Origin of the sequence: Niabella drilacis (assembly GCF_900101395.1) — a bacterium.
Classification (GTDB): Bacteria; Bacteroidota; Bacteroidia; order Chitinophagales; family Chitinophagaceae; genus Niabella; species Niabella drilacis.
This window is the reverse complement of record NZ_FMZO01000008.1, coordinates 35,298-59,233: the sequence shown is the minus strand read 5'-3', so window position 1 is coordinate 59,233 and position 23,936 is coordinate 35,298. Positions and strand designations below refer to the sequence as shown.

Below are 23,936 nucleotides of genomic sequence, written 5' to 3'. Positions count from 1 at the left end.
TTGCCCATTCTCCCCTCAACGCTTTGTACGCAGGCTGTTCATAAAAACGATACCCAGCCCGATGACCAGCCCCAACATCAGCCCCAGTCTTACTTTTTTGATAAGGGTGCCGATCACCAACCCGATCACGATGGCCACAAGGAATGCCATTTCCCCCCTGCGGATCCCCATAAATTCTTTCTTCTTATCTGTCATTTACTTTTGTTGTGTCTGCGAATTTAGTGCTATAATATTTGCAAATAAACGAATTGCGCCCGGAACTGCGGCAGGTAACTGCCGGAAAAATGCAACCCCGCAGTAGGTAAAACATCCTTTGCCGTACCGCCCGGTTACCAGGGCGCCCGGATCATCCGGCTCGCCGGGGTCGTGCATAACCAGCACCGGCTTCAGTTGTGCATCCCAATTGGCTGCATGGTAGGTGCTCCGCTCCTGTATCCAGCCCTTAAAATCTTCCCCCGTTATCTCGTTGGGATAGTGCAGGACCGGCATCGCCGGATCAATAAACCGCACTTCCGCCTGCTCGTCTGTGATCCTGTTTCTTGAGATTGAAAAATCATACGGACCGATCTTTGCTTTTACCGGGCCGATATTGTTATTGGTATTGTATTGTACAATGAGGTTTCCCCCCTTCCGGACATAAGCCATCAGCCGGTCATACGCCTCGTTCAGCCATTCGTGGATATTATAGGCTCTTACCCCGCTTACAATGGCATCAAACTCCGAAAGATCGCTGGTCAGCAGCCGGTTGCGGTCCAGCGTAACCACCTGGTACCCCATTGCAGCCAGTACCTCAGGCACTTTATCCCCGGCTCCCGGAATATAGCCTATTTTTTTACCCACTGTTTTCAGATCAATGTTCAGCAATTTTACAGAGTCTGTAAAAAAATAGCTGATATACGGGATATGATCATAATGGATCGATTTCAGCGCCTGCCCATACCGGTCCGCAGCGGCCGTTTTTCCAAACACATAGCCATGCACAGCAGTTACCGGCTTTGTAAGCTGCCGGCTGGAGACCGGTATAAAGACCCCATTGCCGGTATCCGCCACCGAGACTGTTGCACCCGGCAATCCTTCAAGCCCGAATCCCAGCTGACCCGGTACCTGCTTATATACCGAAAAATCCAGCTTTAGCTTTTTGCCAGCGGCTGTTCCTTTTTGGAACAGCAATATTTTAGGCGAAAGCTGTACCGTGATCCGGGGTGTAACAATAACGGGCTCGTACAGCTCCCCTTTTACGGGGTCTGTAAGATGATACAGTACCGGTTCGGTAAATGTAAAGCTGGCCCCGTCTACTTCAACGGTAAAATCGGCACTGAAAGCAGGGAGTGCATCAGGGATACCGATCTTTTGCTGATCACTTACGGTGTAATTGGCTGCGGCCATTTTTTCCTGCAACCAGTAAGGCTGTGTTAACGGCGCAGCTTTCGCAATGGGCAGTGCCACGGCAAGCACCCGGTTCCGGTTCTTTTCCAGCGGCTGGTTTACAGCCATATCCTGCTCACCTACCCGGATACTTTTCAGTACCAGTTTTTCACCGGACCGGTTGATCGCATTGGCATTGAGCTGTACCGTATCATCCGGGAACAGCATCTGCGTACTGCTGGTTGCTCTCAGGAACAGGCCGCAGCATTGCCGGATCAGCTCCCGTACCTCTTCCATTTTCTTTTGTTTCCAGTAGCCCTCCGGTAGCTGCCTGATCAGCTGGTAAAGGGCTACCAGGGGTTTTACCGATGCTGCAGGGTTCAGAACCGAGAACTGGTCTTCTATTTGCCGGATCGCTTCGGCAATTTTTTTCCCCTCCGGCCCCACCCGGTTCCAGCTAAGATCCACACCATCCATCAGGTCCGTAACCGGATCGCTGCCGCCGGTCGTTTTAAAGTATTCCCAGCTTTCGCCCCGGGTTCCGGCAGAACCAAATCCCTGGCTTTTGTGCTGGCTTCTGCTGAGAGCCGCGATCTCGCCATAGCTCTTTCCAAGGGAAGCATTGTATCCGCCTGCATCTATTTTGAACTGTGATGGAGCGGTGGTATTGGTTCCCCCGAAATTAAACGTATTCCAGAGGATACGCCTGGCCTGCCAGGGCTTTACATATTTTAACTGCCCGGGGTATTGCCGGGGATCTGCGGCTATCTTAAATGCCTCGTTTGCCAGGATAGCAGAGGCGGTATGATGACCATGCCCGCCCTCCCCTGTTGTGGGAAACCTTGTAATGATCACATCCGGCTGAAATTTCCGGATCACCCAAACCACATCACTCAGTACCAGCTGACGGTTCCAGATCGTAAAGGTTTCTTCCGGATTTTTTGAGAATCCAAAATCAAAAGCACGTGTAAAGAACTGCTCACCCCCGTCCATGCGCCGCGCTGCAAGCAACTCCTGTGTGCGGATCAATCCCAGCTCGATCCCCTGTTCTTCTCCAATAAGGTTTTGACCGCCATCCCCGCGTGTGAGCGAAAGATAACCGGTACGGTAATACTTTTCATTGGCCAGGTACGTGATCAGTCTTGTATTCTCATCATCCGGATGCGCCGCCAGGTAAAGCACAGACCCTAATACATTCAGTTTCCGGATACCCTGGAGGATCTCGCTGCCCGACCAGCTCCTTGGCCCCTGGGCTGTAGCAGCCACACTCAGGCACAAACAAAAAAGGAAGTATACAATACGCTTCATCCTACGAATATACAATGGAGCGCTGAGAATTGACACCATCAGCTACAGGGCAAACACATCTAAATTGGGTGAAAAGAGCACACCAGGAGCATTTTCAGGCACTATAAGTGCCGCGTGTTTATAGCAAGGTATTAAAGAGAGAAGCCGGCTCCTGTAGGAGCCGCGTAAAATTTCGGGCCCAACAAACACGCGGCTCCTACAGGAGCCGGGGGGATAAAACAGCAGATTACTATAAACACGCCGCTCCTCCGGAGCTGCACAATGCTGAAATCAGATGCGTTTGCCCTGCCATCAGCTAAAAGCCAGGAGCTGTGGCTGATGGCTGCCAGCTGATCAATCAGGAACTTTTTATACCTTCCCGAAAATTTTATTACATGCACAGTCTTGTTGTTACCGGAACCCTGTTATTGCTGACGGCTGGTGCCTCCGCACAAAAAGCAGGCTCACCGCCTGCTAAGGGCCCGGGTATTGATGCTTATCATTATACGATCACCAAAAACAGCACGGCTGCTCATGGAGCCGTTGTATCAGCACACCCGCTGGCCAGCCTGGCCGGGCTGGAGATGCTGCGGAAAGGCGGCAACGCGGTAGATGCGGCGATTGCCACACAATGGGCGCTGGCGGTTGTTTACCCGGGGGCCGGTAATATAGGCGGGGGCGGTTTTATGGTAGCCCGGCTGGCCGGCAATAAAGAAATAGCACTCGACTACCGCGAGATGGCGCCCTCCAGGGCCCATCGTGATATGTACCTCGATAGTAAGGGCAATGCCATTGCCGACAAAAGCCTTAACGGTCATCTTGCATCCGGTGTGCCCGGAACCGTGGCCGGTTTGTTTGCTGCGCACCAATATGCCCGGCTTCCGATGAAGGTACTGATACAACCGGCCATCGACTTTGCAGAAAAAGGGTTTGTGATCACTGCTGCAGAAGCCCACGGACTGAATGCGAACCGGGAAGACTTTGAACATTTCAGCACCCGCCCTGTCGCTTTTGTAAAGAACGGCCCATGGCAGCAGGGAGATACCCTGATCCAGAAAGAACTGGCCGCAACCTTAAAGCGGATACAGGCATACGGTCAGCAGGGATTTTATGAGGGCAAAACCGCCCGGCTTATTGTTGAAGAAATGCAACGCGGCGGCGGCATCATTACCCTTGAAGATCTGAAAGCCTATAAGGCAAAATTCCGGCAGCCGCTTAACTTTTCCTACAGGGGATACAATATTATTGGTATGCCGATGCCCAGCAGCGGGGGGCTGCTGTTGAACCAGATGCTGAAAATGATCGAGCCCTATAATATTGGCGCCATGGGATTTGCCACACCGGCTTCTGTGCAGCTGATGACCGAAGCCGAGCGCCGGGCCTATGCAGACCGCGCCCGGTATATGGGCGATGCAGACTTTGTAAAAGTTCCGGTTAAAGCACTGACCAGTGAAGCTTATCTCAAAAACAGGATGAAAGACTATGATCCGCAAAAAGCCGGTAACAGCAGGCAAACCGTAGAGGGTGTGGTACCGGGTTATGAAAGCGAGGAAACCACCCACCTCAGTGTATTGGATAAAGAAGGCAACGCTGTAGCCGTAACCACTACCCTCAACAATGGCTACGGAAGCCGTACCGTTGTCGGTGGCGCCGGCTTTCTCTTAAATGATGAAATGGACGACTTCAGCGCCAAACCCGGGTCGCCCAATCTTTTTGGCGCTGTGGGCGGAACGGCCAATGCCATTGCACCCGGTAAGCGGATGCTTAGTTCCATGGCCCCCACCATTGTCTTAAAAAACAGGAAACCGTTCCTGGTAGCAGGCACACCGGGCGGCACTACAATTCCTACTTCCGTTTTTCAGACGATCGTTAATATCATTGATTTTAACATGACCCTGGATGATGCCGTCAACAAACCCAAATTCCATCATCAGTGGCTGCCGGACCGCATCGACATTGAAAATGGTTTCCCGGAAAGCACTTCGGATGCATTAAAAAAAATGGGGTACCAGCTATACGACCGTAAACAAATCGGCCGCACAGAGGTTATTAAAGTAATGCCTGGCGGGAAACTGGAAGCGGTTGCCGACCACCGGGGCGATGATTCAGCGGCGGGGTTTTGATGACTTTCACTGTTCCTGGTTTGGAGATAGAAGGGAAAAGTGTATCGTGTATAGTGGGAAACTTTACGGTGTGTACGTCTCATCTCTCACTGATCGCCGGTGGGTTTAAAGTTCCGCGCTAACCAGGTTCTTCGTATATTAGCAGGTTCATCAGAAATCAGAAAATGAACGGAACAATATTTATACAAAGCGCGATCCGGCAGTTCAAAGATTATAAAGCGCTTGCTGAAAAAACATTTGCGCAACTTGGCGAAGCTGATTTTTATTTTCAGCCGGATGTCGCCAATAACAACCTCGCGGTAAACATAACCCATATGCATGGTAATATGCTCAGCCGCTGGACAAATTTCCTCACAGAAGACGGCGAAAAAGAATGGCGTCAGCGGGATGCGGAATTTGAGCAGCAGCAACTGGACCAGGCCCGCCTGATGGAGCTTTGGGAAGAAGGCTGGCGATGCCTGTTGAGCACGCTTGAGTCCTTAAAACCGGAGGACCTCGAAAAAACAGTGACCATCCGTACCAAACCCTTAACCGTTATAGAAGCGGTTCACCGCCAGCTGACACATTATGCCTATCATGTAGGGCAGATCGTTTTCATTGGCAAACATATCCGGAAAGACCAATGGGAAAGTCTTTCAATAAAAAAAGGTGCATCCCATACCTTTAATGAACAACTCAAATCCGGTGCGCGGTAAATCATGGCAGAAGACCTTACCATACACAGCGGCTCAAAAAAAGAACAATACCTTGCCCTGTTGCCGCAGATACAGGCGCTTGTTGAAGGAGAGCCGGACCTCATCGCCAACCTTTCCAATATCGCCGCCGCCTTAAAGGAGCAGTTTCACTGGTGGTGGGTAGGCTTTTACCTCGTTAAAAACGAGGTATTGGTCCTGGGCCCCTTCCAGGGTCCGGTAGCCTGCACCCGTATACAGAAAGGCCGGGGCGTTTGTGGCGCTGCATGGGAGCGGCAGGAAACCATCATTGTGCCTGATGTAGCACAATTTCCCGGCCATATTGCCTGCAGCAGTCTTTCAAAATCAGAGATCGTTATTCCGGTAGTACGCAACGGTAGTGTAGTAGCGGTACTGGATGTTGACAGCGAATTATATAATCACTTTGATACTACCGACCAGCAATACCTGGAAGCACTGATCCGCAACATTTCTTTTCCTCCCATCTAAAGAGCAACACATGAGCACAAAAAAAATCATTGTAACCGGGAAGGTACAGGGCGTTTTTTTCAGGAAGACCGCCAAGCAACAGGCCGACAATATGGGGATCCTGGGCTCCGCTCAGAACCTGCCTGACGGCACGGTGCTTATTTATGCCTATGGCGATGCAGAACCGCTGCAACGCTTTATTGAATGGTGCAAACAGGGATCCCCGGGGGCACAGGTGGCACAGGTGATGGTTACCGATGTACCTGAAACCGAAGAGTATAGATGGTTCGAGATCCTGGGTTAATGATTATTAACAGGTTTTTATTGTTCGTCCGGGCCCTTCTTCTTACTTTTGAACAGCATCTTCTTTCCCGCCGGGTACCTGTATGCAGGCTCTGGACCCCGGTTGTTGGCCGTTCTTAAAAATCAGGCGCGTACAACGGCATATTGAAAACATCAAAATGTATACAATGATCACAACGCAAATCACCATCAAAGGCAGCACAATCCGTCATATGCTACAAAAGAGCCTTCAGCAGAAGGCCGAAGAGCTGGAGATCACAGGCACCATGAAGGTGGATAAGGACCATAGCATTACGCTGGTAGCCACCGGCAATAAAGACGATCTCGAACGTTATATTGCATGGTGTGCGGCGGCCGCTACGGAACATGGCGTAGCTGTTACGGAGACCAGGAATCTTGGTTTCAAGGCCTTTTATAATTTTTCGCTGACATAAAAACCAAAAAAATTTGACAGGCGGTTCCTGACTTTTCGGTGATATTGCGTAAGTTGCTTCTTATTTAATCAATTCTCTTTTTCATGAAAAAGCAACTTTATTTAACGTTTGCAACCCTATATGCCGGCAGTGCTCTTTATGCGCAGGGTGGTGATCCCAGGATCACCGAAGTTTGGAACCCCGAACCCAGGATCGTAACTCCCGGTCAAACAAGCGCAGATCCCCCCTCTGATGCCATCGTTCTTTTTGACGGCTCCGGCCTTTCAAACTGGGAACGGGCCGATGGTAAAGGCGCCGCTGCCTGGAAGCTGGAGAATAAAGCCATGACGGTGGCCCAGGGAGCCGGCGCCATCCGCACCAAACAAAGCTTTGGCGATTGTCAGCTGCACATAGAATGGCGCGCTCCCGCAGAAGTAAAAGGCGATGGCCAGGGAAGAGGGAACAGCGGTATCTTCTTAATGAGCAATTATGAACTGCAGGTGCTGGACAGTTATAAGAACCGCACTTACAGCAACGGACAGGCCGGCAGCATCTATAAGCAACTGATGCCATTGGCCAACGCATCGCGCAAGCCCGGGGAATGGCAGACCTACGACATCATCTTTATAGCACCGCGTTTCAACAAGGACAGCACGGTAAAGTCGCAGGCCCGCATCACCGTTATTCATAATGGCGTACTGGTACAGAACAATGCAGCTATTTTAGGGGCCACGGAATACGTTGGGATCCCCCAAAACATTTTTCATAAAGAAAAAGAGCCTATCATCCTGCAGGACCACGGCAATCCTGTAAGCTTCCGGAACATCTGGATCCGGGAACTGGAATAAATACTTATGGTTACAAAAAAAAATACCGGTCTGACGAACCGGTATTTTTTTTGAAAAAGATCAGGGCAGGGCAGCACTTTATTTTGAGCGGAAGACCGGACTCGAACCGGCTACCTACAGCTTGGGAAGCTGTCGCTCTACCAGGTGAGCTACTTCCGCTTTTTAGAGTGGGTAAATATACTCTATATCCCTGGAAAATAAACAAATAAATAATTTTTATTGTGCCCGGGAAGTACACTTCCTGTTATAATTTCTTTCCGGATACATTTATCGTTATCCTATTTTTGTATATACGCCTGAACAAAGGCCGCCGGGCACTATTGCTGTCCTGTTTATCCAGGTTTAAAAAACGATCCTCTTGTTATGACTAAATACGTGTTTTATCTTTTGTTAAGTTTTTTCATAGGCCCGGCAGTTACTGCGCAGGAAACATTCCCGCTGTACCCGGGAAAGGTACCCAACAGCAAACCCACCCTCCAAAAAGAGATCCATCGTCCGGATGCAGTTGTGGATACGGTTATCTCAGGGGTATCTGTTCCCACTTTAGCGGCATACCCCGCAACTCCGCAGGCAGGAAAGAAAACCCCTGCGGTCATTATTTGCCCGGGCGGCGGCTACGGCGTCCTCTGTATAAAGATGGAAGGCGAAAAAATAGCGCGGGCATTTAACAAAGCCGGTATCACTGCCTTTGTACTTAAATACCGGTTGCCTGGCTCCGGTGCGATGCCGGATCCATCCATGGCCCCCCTGCAGGACCTGCAGCAGGCGTTGAAACTCGTGCGCGAACAGGCAGATGCCCGGAACATCGACAAAGACAGGATCGGGATCATGGGATTTTCTGCCGGGGGGCACCTGGCGGCCACCGGCGGCACTCATTTTCAACAGTCCTATATCGACAATCCATCCCAAACCCGGCTTCGCCCCGATTTCATGATCCTTGTTTACCCCGTGATCAGTTTTACCGATTCGATCGGTCATACCGGCTCCCGCAATAACCTGCTGGGTGCCGAGCCGGACCAAAAAGCCATCCGCTTTTTCTCAAACGAGCTCCATGTAACAAAGGAAACACCGCCCACATTGCTGGTATTGCCGGACGATGATCAGGTAGTACCACCCCAAAACAGTTTTGTCTTCCTAAAAGCGCTTCGGGAACATAAGGTCCCCGCCTCCCTTCACCTGTACGCAAAAGGCGACCATGGCTTTTTGCAAACGCCTCCGTTTGAAGAATGGTTCGGAAGGGTCTTATATTGGATGCGGGAGATGCAATATATCCGCTGATTTATCCTTATCTTTGCCCTTTAATGAAGCTTTCCACCAAACATTTACTGGGTATTAAAGACCTTACAAAAGGTGATATTTCCCTTTTTTTAGATACAGCAGCACAGTTTAAAGAAGTTTTACAGCGACCGGTTAAGAAAGTTCCGTCCTTAAGGGATGTAACCATAGTGAACCTGTTCTATGAAAACTCAACCCGCACCCGCATTTCTTTCGAACTGGCTGAAAAAAGACTTTCGGCAGACACCATCAATTTTACCGCATCCGGCTCATCGGTATCCAAGGGAGAAACCCTGCTGGACACGGTCAACAATATCCTTTCTATGAAAGTAGATATGGTGGTGATGCGGCACAGTGCCACCGGTGCGCCTCATTTCCTGTCGCAGCATATTCCAGCCGCCATTGTAAATGCAGGGGACGGTATCAATGAGCACCCTACACAGGGGTTGCTGGATGCCTTCTCCATCCGGGAAAAGACCGGAACGCTGAACGGCACAAAAGTGGCCATTATCGGCGATATCATGCATAGCCGTGTAGCCATGAGCAATATCTACCTGCTTACCAAAATGGGCGCAAAAGTAACGGTTTGCGGCCCCCCCACACTCGTGCCCAAGTACATAGAGGAAGCCTTTGGCGTTACGGTAAACTATAATTTGCAGGAAACCCTTAACTGGTGCGATGTGGCCAATGTACTGCGGATCCAGCTGGAACGGCAGAACCAGGTACTTTTTTCATCGCTCAGGGAATATAACCTTTCCTATGGTATCAGCCGGAAGCTGCTTGAAAGCCTGAAAAAAGACATCCTGATTATGCACCCGGGACCTATTAACAGGGGGGTTGAGCTGGATAGTGACGTTGCCGACTCCGGCCAGTCCATTATCCTGCAGCAGGTAGAAAATGGGGTGGCGGTAAGAATGGCTGTACTATATTTGCTCTCGAATAAAAATCAATAACCACATATTTAACCCGGCGCTATGTCTAGAATCTGCCTGTTTCCCGGAACCTTCGACCCTATTACCCTGGGGCACGTGGATATCATCAACAGGGCGCTGCCCTTATTCGACAAGATCATCGTGGGTATTGGCATCAATACTTCAAAAAGCCCGATGTTCAGTGCAGAAAAACGGCTCAGCTGGATAAAAGCCATTTATCCGGACAGCTCCCGGATCGAAGGCGCCATTTACGAAGGGCTTACCGTCAATTTTTGCAGGGAGATCGGTGCCGGCTTTATTTTACGTGGTATCCGTTACGTAAGCGACTTTGAATATGAAAAGACCATCGCCGATGCCAACCGTACTTTAGACCCGTCTATTGAAACCGTTTTTCTCACCGGCGAGCCAAAATATACTTCCGTGGCATCAACCATTGTGCGCGATATTATAAAGAACAACGGAGATGCCAGCCCCTTCCTGCCGGAAGCCGTATATACATCCCTGTAAGAACGTTTTACCGATCTGCATTTTTAAGAGCATTTGGCAATCATCCCTGAAATCTCGCAGAAGAAGATCATGCGGGTTTCCGCAACGGCAACATGACCGTATCTGTGATTGCCTGCCGCTCCCGCCGGAAAAACAGACGAAAAGCTGGTTGCAGACAGCTTTTCAGAATTGTTTAATCTCTACATTCCTGGAGCGATCCACCAGGTTGAAAATAATTACAGGGTTATCACGCTCCCTGATCATTATTGATTGTGACTGACCGGAGGCAGATGGGCTCCCGTTCTGCGCTTCTGCTGTGAACCTGAAGCGTTTGACCGGCAGGTTAAACGAAAAGTTGCCCGATGCGTCCGTAACAGCAGAAAAATGATCTCCCTGTTCACTCGTTGCCAGGATCCTTATGCCTTCCAGGGCCGGTGACTCCTGTATATATTCACTTTGATGACAGATCACCCTGCCCGATACGGGCGCCGTTTTTACAAGGGCTATCTTAAGCTTCCGGTTGCGTGTTAAAAACACTTCAACCGGTGCCATCAGCCACCACCCGTTCCCGTTTTGGATCTGTATTTTATGCGTTGAAGCTTTTAAATTCGTAAAGGATACTTTTCCTTTGCGGTTACTTTGCGCCAGGGACTGATCCAGCATCACGATCACATTTTCTACAGGATATTCATCTTCATCCCATACCCCATTTGCATTTTTATCCCCAAAAAACAAAACCGTAAGGCTCCTGTACCCCGGCGCATTTTTTTGCAGGAACGATTTTGTGATGCTCACCTGGGTTTGCAAAAAATTATAACCGGAATATTGCTGATAGGTATTATAGATCACCTGTGCGGATGCCTGCCAGGTTTCTTTAAAAGAAAAACTAACCTTGCCCTGGGCCGTATTGGACCATCCCCGGAGATCGTAACCATAATAACTTAAATTATCGGAAGCCTCCGCTTCAAGCCGTTTATTGAATAGCGAAAAACGCAAATAGGGCCCAAACGCATACTGTCTGAATTGCCCATCCTGCCAGGGCAGCGGTTCCTGTATTAAATAGTAAGGATTGTACTGGACCAGGGCATTAAAACCCGCCTGCCGGTAATTATAATTAAATTTCCCCTGCCATACCGTATACGTTTTACCGGGCAAATAGGGGTTGTTGCTTTTTACACGTCCGTAGTCGCCGGAAAGCATAAAGGTATGCCCGCCGGTATTATAGGACAGATCCGCTGCCGCATGCCAGGAGGCTGAGCGCAGCGCGAGGTCTGTGCCGGGGATCTTTTGCTTTAATGCCTGGGTATAAAAATAAGATCGTAAGGTAACCAGCCAGCGGTCCATAGCCGTTGTAAAGCCAGCCTGGTATTGCGCTGTCCTGGTATTAAAGAGCGCCGGGTAATACAGGCTTTCATAACGGGGCAGGTTGTTAACAACCTCATAGTGTACAAAAAGGTGCCGCTGCGGAGTAAGGTGGTAATCGATATGTTCCTGTAATAATAAAGCGCCGCGTCTTAAACCGCTATAGTAGGGTGTGCTGTAATAATTATCCGACAGGATCCCCCACCTGCCGGAATGATACCGGTACCGGATACCGCCGGCGTACCCGTTATGAGCTGCCCCATCATTGCTTAAAGGCTGCTCATGGCTATAGCCGGCTTCCAGCTCTGCAAACTGGTCGCCTTTGAGCTGCCATCCCAATCTTCCGTTAACCAAATTTGTTTGTATCCCCGTAAAAGGATCCCTGCTATGCAGGTAACGAAGGCCTCCGGTATTTTTTTGGGTGGTATGTGTATAATTTGCCGCCCAGATAGTAGCTTCCTCTTTTTGCCTGTTTACATCCGAAAACAGCAGGTAGTTATTTTTCAGATAATATCCGCTTACTTCATTGGCGGAATCGGGAAAAAAGGAGAGTTTAACCCCTTTGCCAAATAAGGAATAATCAAGATCCTCCGCAATATTGCCTGCCTGTATGCCAAAGTGCCGGTTCCGGTAGGAGATCCAGGAATCATACATCTCGGCCCCGGAAAAAGGTTTTGTATAGTAATTCAGGTTTAAATTGTAGCGAAGCGCATCCCCGGCCGAAGGCTGAATAGCGCCCCTGCTGGTTAGCTGGTAATAACCCAAACCATTATCCGCATTCCAGTAACCAAGCTGCACGCTGTTGTTGATCAGGGAAGCGTTTGTGGTGTTTGCAATGGCCAGCCGTTTTTCATTACTTAAAATGAGCACTTTGGTATAAGCAGTAACCAGTTCCCTGCCCGATGAAGGTTCGATTGCCTGAACAGACAGATTAAAATCCGACGTAAGATTTTGCAGGAGCCTGTTACGAAAATGGAAACGCAGTATTTGCTGTCCGCCAGGCGGCAGGGTGATCATTCTATCATTGTCTGTTATTTCCAGCCCTTCCGGGTATGGCTTAAGCCGCAACCTGATGGTCTGATCTGCATAGCCGTTGTTGATACACTTCACCTGCACATTTCCTTCATTTGTTTGAACGTTCAGGTAATTTACCGGGTTCACTGCTGACAACAATAACTGTTGCCCGGTTTGGGCATAAATAAAAAAAGATGCCTCTGCCAACCCGGCCTTGCTGTCAATAACATAGCGGGCGCTTATTTTATTTCCTGTTGCCTTCACTAAAGAGGCACTTGCAAGGTATTTGACAAAGACCTGTTTTCGTTCTCCCGGATTGAGGTACAGCGTATCGGGCAGCCCGATCAGCGCAAAAGAATCTGTTGCATTCTTCCTGAGGAGAAGAGGATCCTTTAAATGATTTGTAAAGAGTAATATATTGGAGAACGTTTCTCCGTGAGCGGCGGGAACGCTATCTTCCAGGAAAGAAAGGGATACCCCCTGCTGTCCCTTCAGCAAAAGGCATAGCAGGGAGAAAAAGAAGGTTAATAACCATTTTCTTAATCGCCCGGAGGGAGCATATGGTAATAGGTTCAGCAAGGGTTAAGAGGTAGCTGAGATTTACAACACAAAGTAAAAAAAAATACCTGTACTTTGTTTTATGTTTTTTTTGTTGTAAGTTTACACCAGCAAAACCTCTGAACTATGACTACTAATAAACTTTACACTTTAGCAATTACATTTGTATCATTCCTTGGGATCATCTCATCCACAGCAGATGCGCAGCCTACAACGGGTACTACCAATCTTCATGTAGTGATCAATCCGCTGTTGAGTATTACGGTGCAGCAACCGGATGTAACACTTACGTTTGCAACGCTGGCCGATTATCAGAACGGTGTCAGCACCCCAATGACGGGGCATCTGACCATTACAAGTATTTTGCCTTATACGGTAAGTCTTGCCGCCAATGCTGCCACCTTAGCGGGCACAGGAGGCAATACACAAACGGTAAATGCTTCCGCTGTTTCGGTAACAGCGCCGGCAACCGCTAATAATACCAATTTACCGGGTAATAATCTCCGAACGATCACCTCACTTTCCACAACCCCGGCACCCTTGATAGGCGGGTCCTATGCGCTTGCGGCGCCCGCGGATGTCACCTATTCAATTCCCCAGGCAAATGTTGCCACACAGATCCTCGGAAAGGAGCCCGATACCTATACCGTAGCACTTACTTATTCCATTACAAACCCGTAGGCACTCAAGACATAAGAGAACGTGTTTTTTTTAAAAACAAAAGAACGGAAGAACCCTGACCCGGGCATTCAATGCGGCCGGTACTACGTCTTAATTGCCGCCCTATTAATGGCGTTACTTTACTCTAGCCGGGCCGGTGCACAAAGCGTTGCCATTACACCGTCGCGTATCTTTTTTAACAGCCCTGCAGGCCAGGCTGCAACAGAGCGCATCAGGGTTTCCAACACAGACAGCGGGGTCCTTATTTTAAATGCCGCACTCAGAGACTGGTACCGGGACAGCCTGGGAAACAAAATCTATTCCGGCCCCGGAAGCCTTTCTACATCCAATGCCAACTGGATACGCATCGATCCTCAGCAACTTATACTACAACCGGGAGAAACAAAAGAAGTAACCGTATCCCTGCAGGTTCCGGAGAGCGCCAAACCGGTAACCAACAGTATGCTTTTTTTAACCCAGGTAAATGAAAGAAAACCCGTAAAAGGGATTGACCGGTCGGGCAGAAAAGTAGATATCCTGATCAGGGTAGAAATAGGCATACAACTATATAACACCATCCCGGGGATCAATAAAAAGGACCTGGCCTTCATCGCCCTCCAGGACAGGGGGCTCAACACGGATACCACCAGGTGCCTGGCCGCCACTATCCAAAACACCGGTGATATTGCAACAGACGCTACATTGCGGTTTGAACTGACAGAGAAAACATCGGGCAACAATATTAAATTACCGCCACGGGTTATTTCAATGCTTCCGGGAGCATCGCAGGTGGTTTTTATAAATTTCCCGGCGCAGTTGCAGCAGGGAAAATATCAGGCTACCGTCATTTTAGATGGCGGTGACGGCACCGATCTGAAAGTGGCACAAAAAGAGATCGCATATGACTAAGCACGGCTTTTATGTTTTGTCATTGTGCTTCTTTCTGACGATCCCCGGTAAAGGGCAAAATCCCGTACTAACGATCAATAACAGCAATATCGCAACTGAAGTGGCGGTAAGCAATAATACTTTTACGGCCAATAGCTGCCTTTTGGCATTAGGTGCTTATGTACGGGTGCGGGCAAATGCAGACTTTTCACCAACGCTTACACCATCTATTCTATCCAAAATAAAATTACTCATTACAGCAATAGGCCCCAATGTAAGCCTGGGATCTTCCGTAACAGAGCGTTCCCTTTCTACATCAGACCAGGCCCTGTATTCCGCGCTAATATCCCTGGTAAGCGGCGGGGCGGTAACGATCCGCTATCGTCTTCCTCAGACAGAAATGATCAATTATGCATGGAAGGCGGGCACATACACCGCTAATCTTACCTTCACAACGCCCGGGGGGGCGCTTTGCCTTGGTGCAGGCACTTACCCGGCGAGCCTGACCGTTATTGTAAATCCTTTTATGGTGGCTTCCACGCCCGCTAATATAACGGCAACATTAGATAATCTTAATTATTTCCGGAATACCGCGCTGAGCAGCAGCCATTCCCTTCCTTTTACCTATACCGTCCCCCTCGGGCTCCGGGTAAAAACCGCAGCGGCCAATTTCGCATACAGCAACGGCTACCCCGGGGCCGCCAATCCCAATACCAGCACCAATAACGTATCCGCCAATGTATCTGCCCCCGTTTCTGGTTCCGGCATTGCATTGAGCTCCTCCTACCAGAATCTATCTCCGGCAGGCGGCTATACCATTCCTATTGGCAATAAGCAAACCAATACGATAAACTATACCCTGTCGCCTGCCCAATTGCGATCTGGCTTTATTCAAAAAGGGACTTATACAACAACCCTGAACTATGAAGCTTTTGACGCAGGCACAACACCGCGGGCTACAGCCATCCAGCAAGCTTCTGCTCTAACCATCAATGTAGCAGACCTCGGAGAGCTTCGCGTAAACAACAGTGATGTAACGGTATCTTTCAGCAGCCTGAACGATTATAAAAACGGGGTGTCAACCAGTTTGAACAATGCCCTCACGGTCAGTAAAACCACCCCCTACGACATCTATGTAAAAGCGTCTTCGTCCAATCTCGTCAATGGCAGCAACACAATTCCCGTAAGTTGCATTTCCATATCCTCCGGTACCGGCGATCCGTCCGTATCAACGATCACCCTCTCACCCACCGCGCAGAAAATCATATCCGCTTCGGCACCGGTCATCGACCGGCAGGTGGGACTTCAATACAGCGTTCCTCCCGACAAGGTTTCCCAGGTATTAGGCAAACCGCCCGGCACCTATAGTACCACCGTAACCTATAGTTTTGTAGCACCCTGATAGCGGAAGCCCCCCGCTTTCTTTGAGGCAGGGATGCTGCCTGATATATAAAACGATACAGGGAGCGTTTAATCAACCGGTTTGCGTCCGGAAATAATATTGTACAATATTACAATAACAGCGATCACCAAAAGGATATGTATCAAACTTCCCAATCCCATGCCGCCCCCAACGCCTATCAAACCCAATATCCATACTACAATGCATATAACAGCGATCAACCACAATAGATTCCTCATATTTAAACGATTTCAATGGTTAAAAAATATCAGGCCCTGTTCCTTTTGTCTTCTATTACGCGGCCAAATATGATGCCGCACATCTTTGAATCCCGGCTGTTACAATACTCCCCGCTCCCGGTACTGAATAGCCGCAGCACTAAAATCATTTTCCGCAGCCACTCTTTCGCAGATCGGGAGCACCTTCCCGGCGGGCAATTATATACGCTTTTTGTGGAATATTTTACACCCGGCAGCCGGTCTCCGTTCTTATAACTATCGGAGCATCCCCCAATGTTTCACCTATCGCAATGAGGTTTGGCGGAAAGGTATTAATAACACCCGTTCATTCCTGCCTATCCGGGAAATTTCTATTACAATGATCAACTCCGGCCGTTCCTGTATAACGCGCGCTACACGAACGAGTCCCAATCCTTTGTCAAAATCTCCCAATAGCTTTTCATCGTCACGGGTCACAAAATTAAAAATCCAATCAGGTGACAATATTTGGCTTAAAATGCAACACTGCTAAACTTCTTTGACTGATCCTTCTAAAAGCTATATGCCGAGAAATTTTTTATGATGGGCTTGTCAAAAGCCGCTTCAATATTCAGCCGCAACCTGGAAGTGATGACCGGCTGCTTTAATACGTAAATAAATTTATTGCCGATGGCGGTACCCGCTACCTGTTTTACCCATTTGCCATTTACCCATGCTTCTACTGAAAAGCGTTTTACTCTTTGCCCGTTTTCTATGGCTTCCTGTATTACCAGCTGGTTAACAGGTTTTGCAACAGGCCATACGAGCTGTATTGTGCTCCCGGAGCCCTTTGATGCGGCAACGGGTTTATCAAAGCGCTTTCTTATTGCTGCTCCAAATTCCTTTAACCGTTGTACATCCGGTTCCGGTAACAACCCGGTATTATCGGGTGTAAGACCCAGTATCAGTGTAGCATTGCGGCCTACCGAATGGTAATACATATCCACTAAATCTTTCAAAGGATAGATATGTTTTTCATCGCCGGGCTCCCAAAACCATTCATGCCTGCCTCCATAACCCCTCAGTGGAGCATCGGCCATAGCAGGCATATAATACTTCCCGTTCATATCCCCCTCTTTCAGCAGTGCGTAGTCATTTTTTGAAATGCCCGGGATAGCGCTCTCCCCTGAGCCGGTATGGTTATAGGGGAATGTAGACCAGCATGGATAGGGAACCGTGCCGGTTTCAGAGCCTCCCCACCTCGCTTCGGCCAGCTGATCGTTATGATAAAACAAACAACCGGGCTGATATTTTTTTACTATTGGCAATACATCCGGTGCGCCTTTGTCCGGGCTGCTGGCGCCGCCATCAAACCATATTTCAAACAGGGGGCCGTAACGGGTACATATTTCGGTAACCATGCCCTCTACCATTTGGTTATAATAAGCCTGCCGTTCCTTTTGCATGGCACCGCTGCCTTCGATTTTAAAATCATGTACACCCAGCAATGAATTCCAGCGGATACCGATATACACTCCCGGTTTTATACCATGCTTGCGGCAGGCAGCTACAAAATCTTTAACCAGGTCACCGCGCCCGCCCTTCCAGTTCAGCGCCTTCATGCAATAAGGGTTCACATCGCTTTGATAAAGTGCAAAGCCTGTTTCATGCGTTGCCGTTATCATAGCAAACTTTGCACCTGCGCTTTTTGCAGCAAGTACCCATTGCTCCACATCCAGCTTCCCGGGCTTAAAGATATTGTAGTCCGGCACCGGCTTTATACGGTTGACAGCTTGTTCATATTTGGCGGTATCAAACACATGCAGGTCGTAATGAAAAACCACACCCAATTCAGCCTCCTGCCAGGCTACCTGTGCCGCATTAGGCAGGGGTACCGATTGAGCAAAAATTGAATTTGGGATCAGGATCCCTAACAGTGTAAAGCAGGCTTTAATAAATCTCTCTTTTAAAACAGCGAAATAAACCATCCGGTTGTTTTTAAAATGCAATTTACGATAATGCCGTTGCAGGTTTACCGGGCTGATCCGGGCCGCGGCTCCTCCCGTTCTTTTATCCACCGGCACGGGGGGCGTCCCTGTCTTTCAAGCACCTTCCCGGAAGGCGTCTCCGTTCATCGGCCTTTGCGCTGTCTTTCTTATACGCACCATTTCCTCTGCCAATGTACTTTTCTGACCACAGGGTTTACACCGCAAAAATACGATAACCGTTGGTCCGTGCCCTATGAATCCGGTGCTTGCTACCGGGCCCATCCGCTTTTGATAACAGGTATGCGACCCCGCCAGGCGCCTTGTACAGCAGGCTGGAGCGTCCTTACTACGGACAAACCGACTCAATAATAGTGGCTGCTCTTTTTGAGTACAGGCACGCTCTTCTTCTGGGTAAAATGGGATAAAGCGCTATTGAACACCGGGCCGGAAAACATATCAGGCGATGCGCCTTACCCGTAGTTAAAGATCACCTATTAAACGCCTCAAAAAACCTCAGGGGTGTTATCGGCAAGAGCTTTCAGCTTTGTTTAAATGGCAGCCTTACTCATGACTATTGCGGGCGCCAGCCTTTCAACAGAAAGATCCGGATCAGTAAGGAACTCCCATACTGAAATCAGCTATTATGGTTAAGTCTGACCCGGTTCCGGGTCCCGGCGGATAAATTTGCCGTTATTCTCTTCCCCCCTGATCGTTTTCCTGTCCGGGAATAATCCCCCTTAGCCGGGGCTTTAACACCCGACCAAAAAGTTAGCCTTAAAAGTATTGTCTGTCAATGTCCGGGTCCCGCTGAAACCTGTGGCTTGAGCTACTACGGCAGTGGTGTTATCTTTCCTGATATTCATTTTAAGGCCTCGCTGGCTTACTATTTTCTGTAACCGTGCCCTGCCAGACCGAACCGGTGCTGCATCCTTATTTTTTTCAGGAATCAATGGCAGGCGGGGAAGCACCAGGAACTGTCATCATGAAATTGACGTTGGAATTTTCCACCTCCATGCCGGTGTTATTCGTTATTATTAATGCTATTTTTCTTTTTCAGAAAGTATAGCCAATTCCTAAGGAGGTGCTTCTATTCTTAACAGCAGCAGCATCCGTATTCTTCTTAATTATGTCGGAAAACCCCGCGGTATAACGTGCGTTGATGCTGAGGTTGGGTGTAAACCGGTAGCCGGCGCCCAGTCCCATACCGAAGCTGAATGATTTCGTTCCCTTTTTAGCGTCTTCAGTCATGGATTCTCCTTCAAATTTGTACCTGAATTTCGAGCTTGTCAATAAGCCAACCTCCGGGCCTGCTTCTATATAAACCCCGGGTGTGGCATGATACCGGAACATCACCGGTACATTGATGTATCCTAAATTCCACCTTAACCGAACATTGCTGTTTTTTTCTTTAGCGCCCTGCCCGCTGTACAGGACTTCCGGCTGAATACTGAAACACCGGGCAATGGGTGCATTCATCATTACACCTGCATGGAAACCCGTTTTAGACTGCATATCCATACCTGCCGCCTTCTTTGTGTTGGTTAACCCGGAAAGATTACCTCCCGCTTTGATACCGAATCGCAGCCCGGGTGCAGACTGTGCGGATGCCATTGTACATAAAATAACACCTACTCCCAAGAATACTTTTTTCATGCTTTGAAATCTTTGTAAAAATATTTTCGATTTGATTGATTTTACTACCGTTGGTACCGGCTAACGCTCCAATCCATATGCAATACCAGCCATAGCCAACCGGCCATTTATATAGGTTCTTCTTATCAGAACATATAACTTACCCCTAAAGAGAAGTTATTCTGCTTCATCCCGTTGTTGTTTTTGGACATACTGGCTAATCCTGCATTAAAACGGGCATAAGCGCTAAAGCCGGGTGTAAACCGGTAACCGCCTCCCAATCCTATACCGGCATTGAACGATCTGGTGTACTGTTTCTGGTCTTCTGTTATAGTTTCTCCCTCAAATTCGTATCTGTTCCTGGCACTTACCAGGAAACCAAATTCCGGACCTGCTTCCAGGTAAAACGCCGGTATCGCGTAGTACTGGAGCATTATCGGTACATTAATGTAATTGAGATTGTACCTATTGTTCTTTACATTATTTTTATCGTCCGTTGTAGCCCCCTGCGCACTATACACGACCTCCGGCTGGATGTTGAAATTCCGGGCGACAGAAGCGTTCATAAACACGCCTGCGTGGAAACCGGCTTTAGATCGTGCCTCCTCATGGGTTAAAGTGGAAAGGTTGCCACCGGCTTTGATACCGAATCGGGGCCCGGTTGCAGATTGTGCGGACGCCATTGTACCTAAAACAATGCCCAATCCCAGAAGTGTCTTTTTCATCATTTTGATTTTTGTTTAATTGACACAGCAAAACTGCAATGATCAGGCTGCCGGCAGCACGGCCAATTAACAAAGAACCCGTTCCACTTAACGGACCGGCTATTTATACCAGGTAATGAAGCTGCCTGCTCAGTGCAGGAGCACATGTACCCATCCATTCTGATTTAACCCGTAGTTCATCGACCCGGAAAACGTCGCGGCGGCTTTAGAAAGAGGGCGCCAATTCCTTCCTTACAGAATATGGCAATTTGATTGACGGCATCGTTACTCCCGGGGCAAATGCATCTCATAATGAACCGGAATCAATTTTATTAAAATGCGTAATTACTAGTGGTTTGTGAGGACACAAACCACGGACCACGCCACGGTCAGTGTCCTCACTGACCGAGAAAAGAAATAATTTTGATGCCGGCTTATTATCAATCGGAAAAAAGAAGGGAAGCAGCAACATGATCAGGCACTGTAAGTGCACCGGCTTGTGGCAGGGTGTTAAAGAGAAACCCCGGCTCCCAGGAACCCGCGTAACATCGGCAGGCTCAAACAAACACGAGCTCCCCGGGGAGCCTGGTTGATGAAAATAATACATCTGTTATAAACACAATGCCCCCCGGAGCGGATCAATATTGCAATCAGATGCGTTCGCCCTGCCCCCTACCGGCTTTTTTCAAAAAAAAGCCACTCATTTCTTACATTTTGCGCGTGGTCACCTCCACCCTTTTAATATCATTCGCCCATAAATTATGGAATATGCTGAAAGTCTTGCCCACTACTTTAATATTGCCGGAGGTATACGTATTCGTAATCGTCAAATAAACCGACGGAACAATCAGCGTATCCCCTTTGCAGGCATCCAGTAATTCAGGTGGGGTCCATTGCTGATTTTCCCAATCACTGCAAACAGATAGCTGAAGAGAGCATTTGCCTTTGGGATCCCAACCTGCCCGGTAGCTGGAGACGATAATATACTTTTTTAAATACCTGCTCCATGCTACAGACGGTCCATAGCCCTGATGCCCATAGATCGGGGACTCAAGCCCGTTATTAGCGGGTTGTGTCCACGCGCCATTGTACCATTTATTCCAGGTCCCGGGAGACTTCTTCAGCGCTCTGGCTACGCAGGTGCTGTCAGTGAATGTGCCGTTCTTCGTATAAATTTTTGTATAAAACAGGTACAGGTATTCATCATTGGGGTTTTCAAACAAGCTGCAGTCCCCGGCCCCCAATGCATATTCCGGTCCTTCCTGCCCTCCTTTCAATTGCGGATCAGGCAAATACCTGGTGGAATAACTCTTTTCCTGAGCCGTTATAATCCACCCGTCAAAATTCCACGTGTGTCCGTGATCTATTGATGTCATTAGGCCAATATGACGAAAATCAGGTTCTCCTTCAAATTGTTCATTAATGGTATAGCCCGTACCTCCCGCGTACCATCCCGTTTCATTATGTATATAACAATAAAAGGTATCATTAGAATCTATGTATAAACCGAGGGGCCAGATCTGCCCCCGGGATTTTGGTCCATCAGGATAAGGGATATTATCAAACGCGAGCCCGGCTGCCCCCAGTTTAAAATTCAGCGCCGCATCATAACGGTAATGCATTCGGTCAGCCGAAGCACCTTTCCATACTTTCAGTTCCCCCTTCGCGGTATGTCCGAAAATCCCCCATAAATTACCGCTGCGATCCCTGCACAATGCTAAATTGCCATCCTGGTGAATACCCTTTGCATTGGTAAACCCTGATAGTTTGGAAACATCTTTAAAATAAAATTTCTGCGCCCGGCCCCTGCCGGCACTCAAAACCAGAAGAACTGTGATAACGGTCATTGTCCTGATTCCCATCATCTGAAGTTGTTTAAATTTTTATAAATCGGGCCCTTTCAGGTATAAAGAACACAATTTACATCCTGATTTTCTTACGGAGCCCGTTTCAACAACTGTTGGATAAAATATATTTGTACTTCTGCTCTATAAAAGACACATTGTTGGCCGCAGGCGAATTAAGATAATTTATGGGGGTGCAAGCATACAGACAGCAGCCAATTAGGGTTGCGGCTATATGTTCCTGCTATTTATGGATAAACATTAAAATTTCCAACCCGGAATTTCCTTTTGCAATGCACAGCGAATAATGCATCAATTTCCACCACTACTTTTAATCCTGTATTGTTCATCAGCAGCTCCGCCGGTACGCCTGCGATCTGCGGCGCTCCAAATAAAAAAAAGCCGAAGAATACTTCGGCATTATAAATTTTAATTTGATTCATAACCAACCTATGAACTTGTTGAATTATAAAGAATACTGCCAACATTTTTAAAACTAAAAATCCCAGTCAATTTTATAATCCCTAATCACCGCAATGCTTATTCCTTTTATTTTGTAATAATTCATTCTTTCCTGCAAATTCCATTTTGGTGTATTTTCTATTTCTACCCAACTTGCCAAATTTTGTTCAACTTGTTGTATTTTAATTTCAACTTCCTTTGAATATTTTTTATTTGTCTGTGCAGTTAGTAAGCCAAACGAATAGCAAAAAAGTGTTACACATAAAATTGTTTTATTGAATATGAATTTCATAATTTCTTCAAATTTTAGAATGTTTAATAATTCTTTATCCTATTCAATCGTTTCAAAAGCTAAAATTCACTCCAAGTTGTCCATAAAATGGTAGCAATGGCTGTGATTGAAAACTCTGCTGTAAAACTTTCCCTGTTTTGAGAGTAATATCTGTTTTTTTCATAGAAAAGCCGCCTTGCAATCCATAATAAAAATTGCCCCCGGTTGCCGGCTCATACCAGCCATCCTGCACATTATCATAGATATTATTTTTGTACCAATCACTGTGTTTAAAGTGTGTAACAATGGCTTTATCAAAACCGGCTTCAGCTCCCAAAAACCAATGTTTTCGATAATAGCCCAGTGTTCCGGCAAAATCACTTCCAAAATTGAAAAGTGTAACCGACTGATTGTGATACCGCCTTGCTATACCCTGAACTCTCGCTGAAAATTGAAAATGATCTAATGCAACAATCCTTATATGTGTACCTAACCTAACCTTAAAATCATCTGCCAATTGATTTCCTGATGGCACAGAAAATTCGCCCCCAATCCATAAAGGAAATTTTTTAATGGGTATTAAGCGATGATAGCCCAAACCAGCCGTTACGCCATATTCTGCGCCAATATTAGCATGTAAGAGGTTCTTGTTTTGTTTAGACGTATTTTCCCAATTAACAGCCTGTGCGTACATTTTATTTTGAAAAAAAGAAAAAGCAATAATTGCTATAATATATTTTAGAGTAATAGCCTTCATATCTG

23 protein-coding genes and 1 tRNA gene are annotated in these 23,936 nt (G+C 47.8%); 12 read left to right on the top strand and 12 right to left on the bottom strand.

Annotation, left to right across the window (positions count from 1 at the left end; genetic code table 11):
- Positions 1–15: 15 nt before the first annotated feature.
- Together BLS44_RS14825 and BLS44_RS14820 are read right to left on the bottom strand one after the other, a co-directional pair.
- The gene (locus BLS44_RS14825; RefSeq protein WP_090390931.1) at positions 16–195 is read right to left on the bottom strand and encodes a hypothetical protein; all 180 of its coding nucleotides are present in this window, start codon (positions 193–195) and stop codon (positions 16–18) included.
- Positions 196–2,673: a PIG-L family deacetylase gene (locus BLS44_RS14820; protein ID WP_090390929.1), complete on the bottom strand. Its 2,478-nt coding sequence runs from the start codon at positions 2,671–2,673 to the stop codon at positions 196–198.
- Between the two features lie 374 nt (positions 2,674–3,047).
- Here BLS44_RS14820 and ggt point away from each other — a divergent pair, with 374 nt between their 5' ends.
- The 6 genes from ggt (at position 3,048) to BLS44_RS14785 (ending at position 7,499) form a co-directional block, all read left to right on the top strand.
- Positions 3,048–4,775 (top strand): gamma-glutamyltransferase, encoded by a 1,728-nt coding sequence (gene ggt / locus BLS44_RS14810; RefSeq protein WP_090390925.1) that lies wholly within the window; start codon positions 3,048–3,050, stop codon positions 4,773–4,775.
- A 164-nt stretch (positions 4,776–4,939) separates the two neighbouring features.
- Entirely contained in the window at positions 4,940–5,470 is a 531-nt protein-coding gene (locus BLS44_RS14805; protein ID WP_090390924.1) for a DUF1572 family protein, read from the top strand.
- A 3-nt stretch (positions 5,471–5,473) separates the two neighbouring features.
- The gene (locus tag BLS44_RS14800) at positions 5,474–5,956 is read left to right on the top strand and encodes a GAF domain-containing protein (protein WP_090390923.1); all 483 of its coding nucleotides are present in this window, start codon (positions 5,474–5,476) and stop codon (positions 5,954–5,956) included.
- Between the two features lie 10 nt (positions 5,957–5,966).
- Positions 5,967–6,239, top strand: a complete 273-nt coding sequence (locus BLS44_RS14795) for an acylphosphatase (protein ID WP_090390922.1) — start codon at positions 5,967–5,969, stop codon at positions 6,237–6,239.
- A gap of 166 nt (positions 6,240–6,405) precedes the next feature.
- Positions 6,406–6,672: an acylphosphatase gene (locus BLS44_RS14790; RefSeq protein WP_176954432.1), complete on the top strand. Its 267-nt coding sequence runs from the start codon at positions 6,406–6,408 to the stop codon at positions 6,670–6,672.
- 83 nt (positions 6,673–6,755) lie between these two features.
- On the top strand, positions 6,756–7,499 hold the full coding sequence (locus BLS44_RS14785) for a 3-keto-disaccharide hydrolase (protein ID WP_090390919.1): 744 nt from the start codon (positions 6,756–6,758) through the stop codon (positions 7,497–7,499).
- Between the two features lie 86 nt (positions 7,500–7,585).
- Here BLS44_RS14785 and BLS44_RS14780 read toward each other — a convergent pair.
- Positions 7,586–7,658, bottom strand: a tRNA-Gly gene (locus BLS44_RS14780).
- A 204-nt stretch (positions 7,659–7,862) separates the two neighbouring features.
- Between BLS44_RS14780 and BLS44_RS14775 the strand changes: the two genes are divergently transcribed.
- From BLS44_RS14775 to coaD, 3 genes are read left to right on the top strand one after another with little or no spacing between them, the layout of a single operon-like run.
- Positions 7,863–8,777 (top strand): alpha/beta hydrolase, encoded by a 915-nt coding sequence (locus tag BLS44_RS14775; protein ID WP_090390917.1) that lies wholly within the window; start codon positions 7,863–7,865, stop codon positions 8,775–8,777.
- Positions 8,778–8,800: 23 nt separating this feature from the next.
- The gene (locus BLS44_RS14770; protein WP_090390915.1) at positions 8,801–9,727 is read left to right on the top strand and encodes an aspartate carbamoyltransferase catalytic subunit; all 927 of its coding nucleotides are present in this window, start codon (positions 8,801–8,803) and stop codon (positions 9,725–9,727) included.
- Positions 9,728–9,748: 21 nt separating this feature from the next.
- Positions 9,749–10,213: a pantetheine-phosphate adenylyltransferase gene (coaD, locus tag BLS44_RS14765; protein ID WP_090390913.1), complete on the top strand. Its 465-nt coding sequence runs from the start codon at positions 9,749–9,751 to the stop codon at positions 10,211–10,213.
- A gap of 162 nt (positions 10,214–10,375) precedes the next feature.
- Here coaD and BLS44_RS14760 read toward each other — a convergent pair whose 3' ends face one another.
- The gene (locus BLS44_RS14760; protein WP_143019790.1) at positions 10,376–13,147 is read right to left on the bottom strand and encodes a hypothetical protein; all 2,772 of its coding nucleotides are present in this window, start codon (positions 13,145–13,147) and stop codon (positions 10,376–10,378) included.
- A 105-nt stretch (positions 13,148–13,252) separates the two neighbouring features.
- Between BLS44_RS14760 and BLS44_RS14755 the strand changes: the two genes are divergently transcribed.
- The 3 genes from BLS44_RS14755 (at position 13,253) to BLS44_RS14745 (ending at position 16,076) form a co-directional block, all read left to right on the top strand.
- Positions 13,253–13,807 carry a hypothetical protein gene (locus BLS44_RS14755; RefSeq protein WP_090390910.1) on the top strand — a complete coding sequence of 185 codons (555 nt, stop codon included), beginning with the start codon at positions 13,253–13,255 and terminating at the stop codon, positions 13,805–13,807.
- Positions 13,808–13,915: 108 nt separating this feature from the next.
- Positions 13,916–14,695: a COG1470 family protein gene (locus tag BLS44_RS14750; RefSeq protein ID WP_090391140.1), complete on the top strand. Its 780-nt coding sequence runs from the start codon at positions 13,916–13,918 to the stop codon at positions 14,693–14,695.
- A complete protein-coding gene (locus tag BLS44_RS14745; protein WP_090390908.1) occupies positions 14,688–16,076 on the top strand; it encodes a hypothetical protein in 1,389 nt (462 codons plus the stop codon). Before BLS44_RS14750 ends, BLS44_RS14745 begins: the two co-directional genes overlap by 8 nt.
- Before the next feature lie 68 nt (positions 16,077–16,144).
- On the opposite strand, the gene BLS44_RS26255 is transcribed toward BLS44_RS14745, so the two are convergent.
- The 8 genes from BLS44_RS26255 to BLS44_RS14700 all read right to left on the bottom strand — a co-directional run bounded on the left by BLS44_RS26255 (position 16,145) and on the right by BLS44_RS14700 (position 23,931).
- Positions 16,145–16,315, bottom strand: a complete 171-nt coding sequence (locus BLS44_RS26255) for a lmo0937 family membrane protein (protein ID WP_143019789.1) — start codon at positions 16,313–16,315, stop codon at positions 16,145–16,147.
- 530 nt (positions 16,316–16,845) lie between these two features.
- On the bottom strand, positions 16,846–18,261 hold the full coding sequence (locus BLS44_RS14735) for an alpha-L-fucosidase (RefSeq protein ID WP_090391139.1): 1,416 nt from the start codon (positions 18,259–18,261) through the stop codon (positions 16,846–16,848).
- Positions 18,262–19,314: 1,053 nt separating this feature from the next.
- Positions 19,315–19,914, bottom strand: coding sequence for a porin family protein (locus tag BLS44_RS14730; protein WP_090390905.1), 600 nt, complete (start codon positions 19,912–19,914; stop codon positions 19,315–19,317).
- 125 nt (positions 19,915–20,039) lie between these two features.
- On the bottom strand, positions 20,040–20,618 hold the full coding sequence (locus tag BLS44_RS14725) for a porin family protein (protein ID WP_090391138.1): 579 nt from the start codon (positions 20,616–20,618) through the stop codon (positions 20,040–20,042).
- A gap of 686 nt (positions 20,619–21,304) precedes the next feature.
- Entirely contained in the window at positions 21,305–22,462 is a 1,158-nt protein-coding gene (locus BLS44_RS14715; RefSeq protein ID WP_143019788.1) for a hypothetical protein, read from the bottom strand.
- Between the two features lie 227 nt (positions 22,463–22,689).
- Positions 22,690–22,884, bottom strand: coding sequence for a hypothetical protein (locus BLS44_RS14710; RefSeq protein WP_090390901.1), 195 nt, complete (start codon positions 22,882–22,884; stop codon positions 22,690–22,692).
- A 53-nt stretch (positions 22,885–22,937) separates the two neighbouring features.
- On the bottom strand, positions 22,938–23,195 hold the full coding sequence (locus BLS44_RS14705) for a hypothetical protein (RefSeq protein ID WP_090390899.1): 258 nt from the start codon (positions 23,193–23,195) through the stop codon (positions 22,938–22,940).
- A 52-nt stretch (positions 23,196–23,247) separates the two neighbouring features.
- The gene (locus BLS44_RS14700; protein WP_090390898.1) at positions 23,248–23,931 is read right to left on the bottom strand and encodes a hypothetical protein; all 684 of its coding nucleotides are present in this window, start codon (positions 23,929–23,931) and stop codon (positions 23,248–23,250) included.
- Between the last annotated feature and the right edge of the window lie 5 nt (positions 23,932–23,936).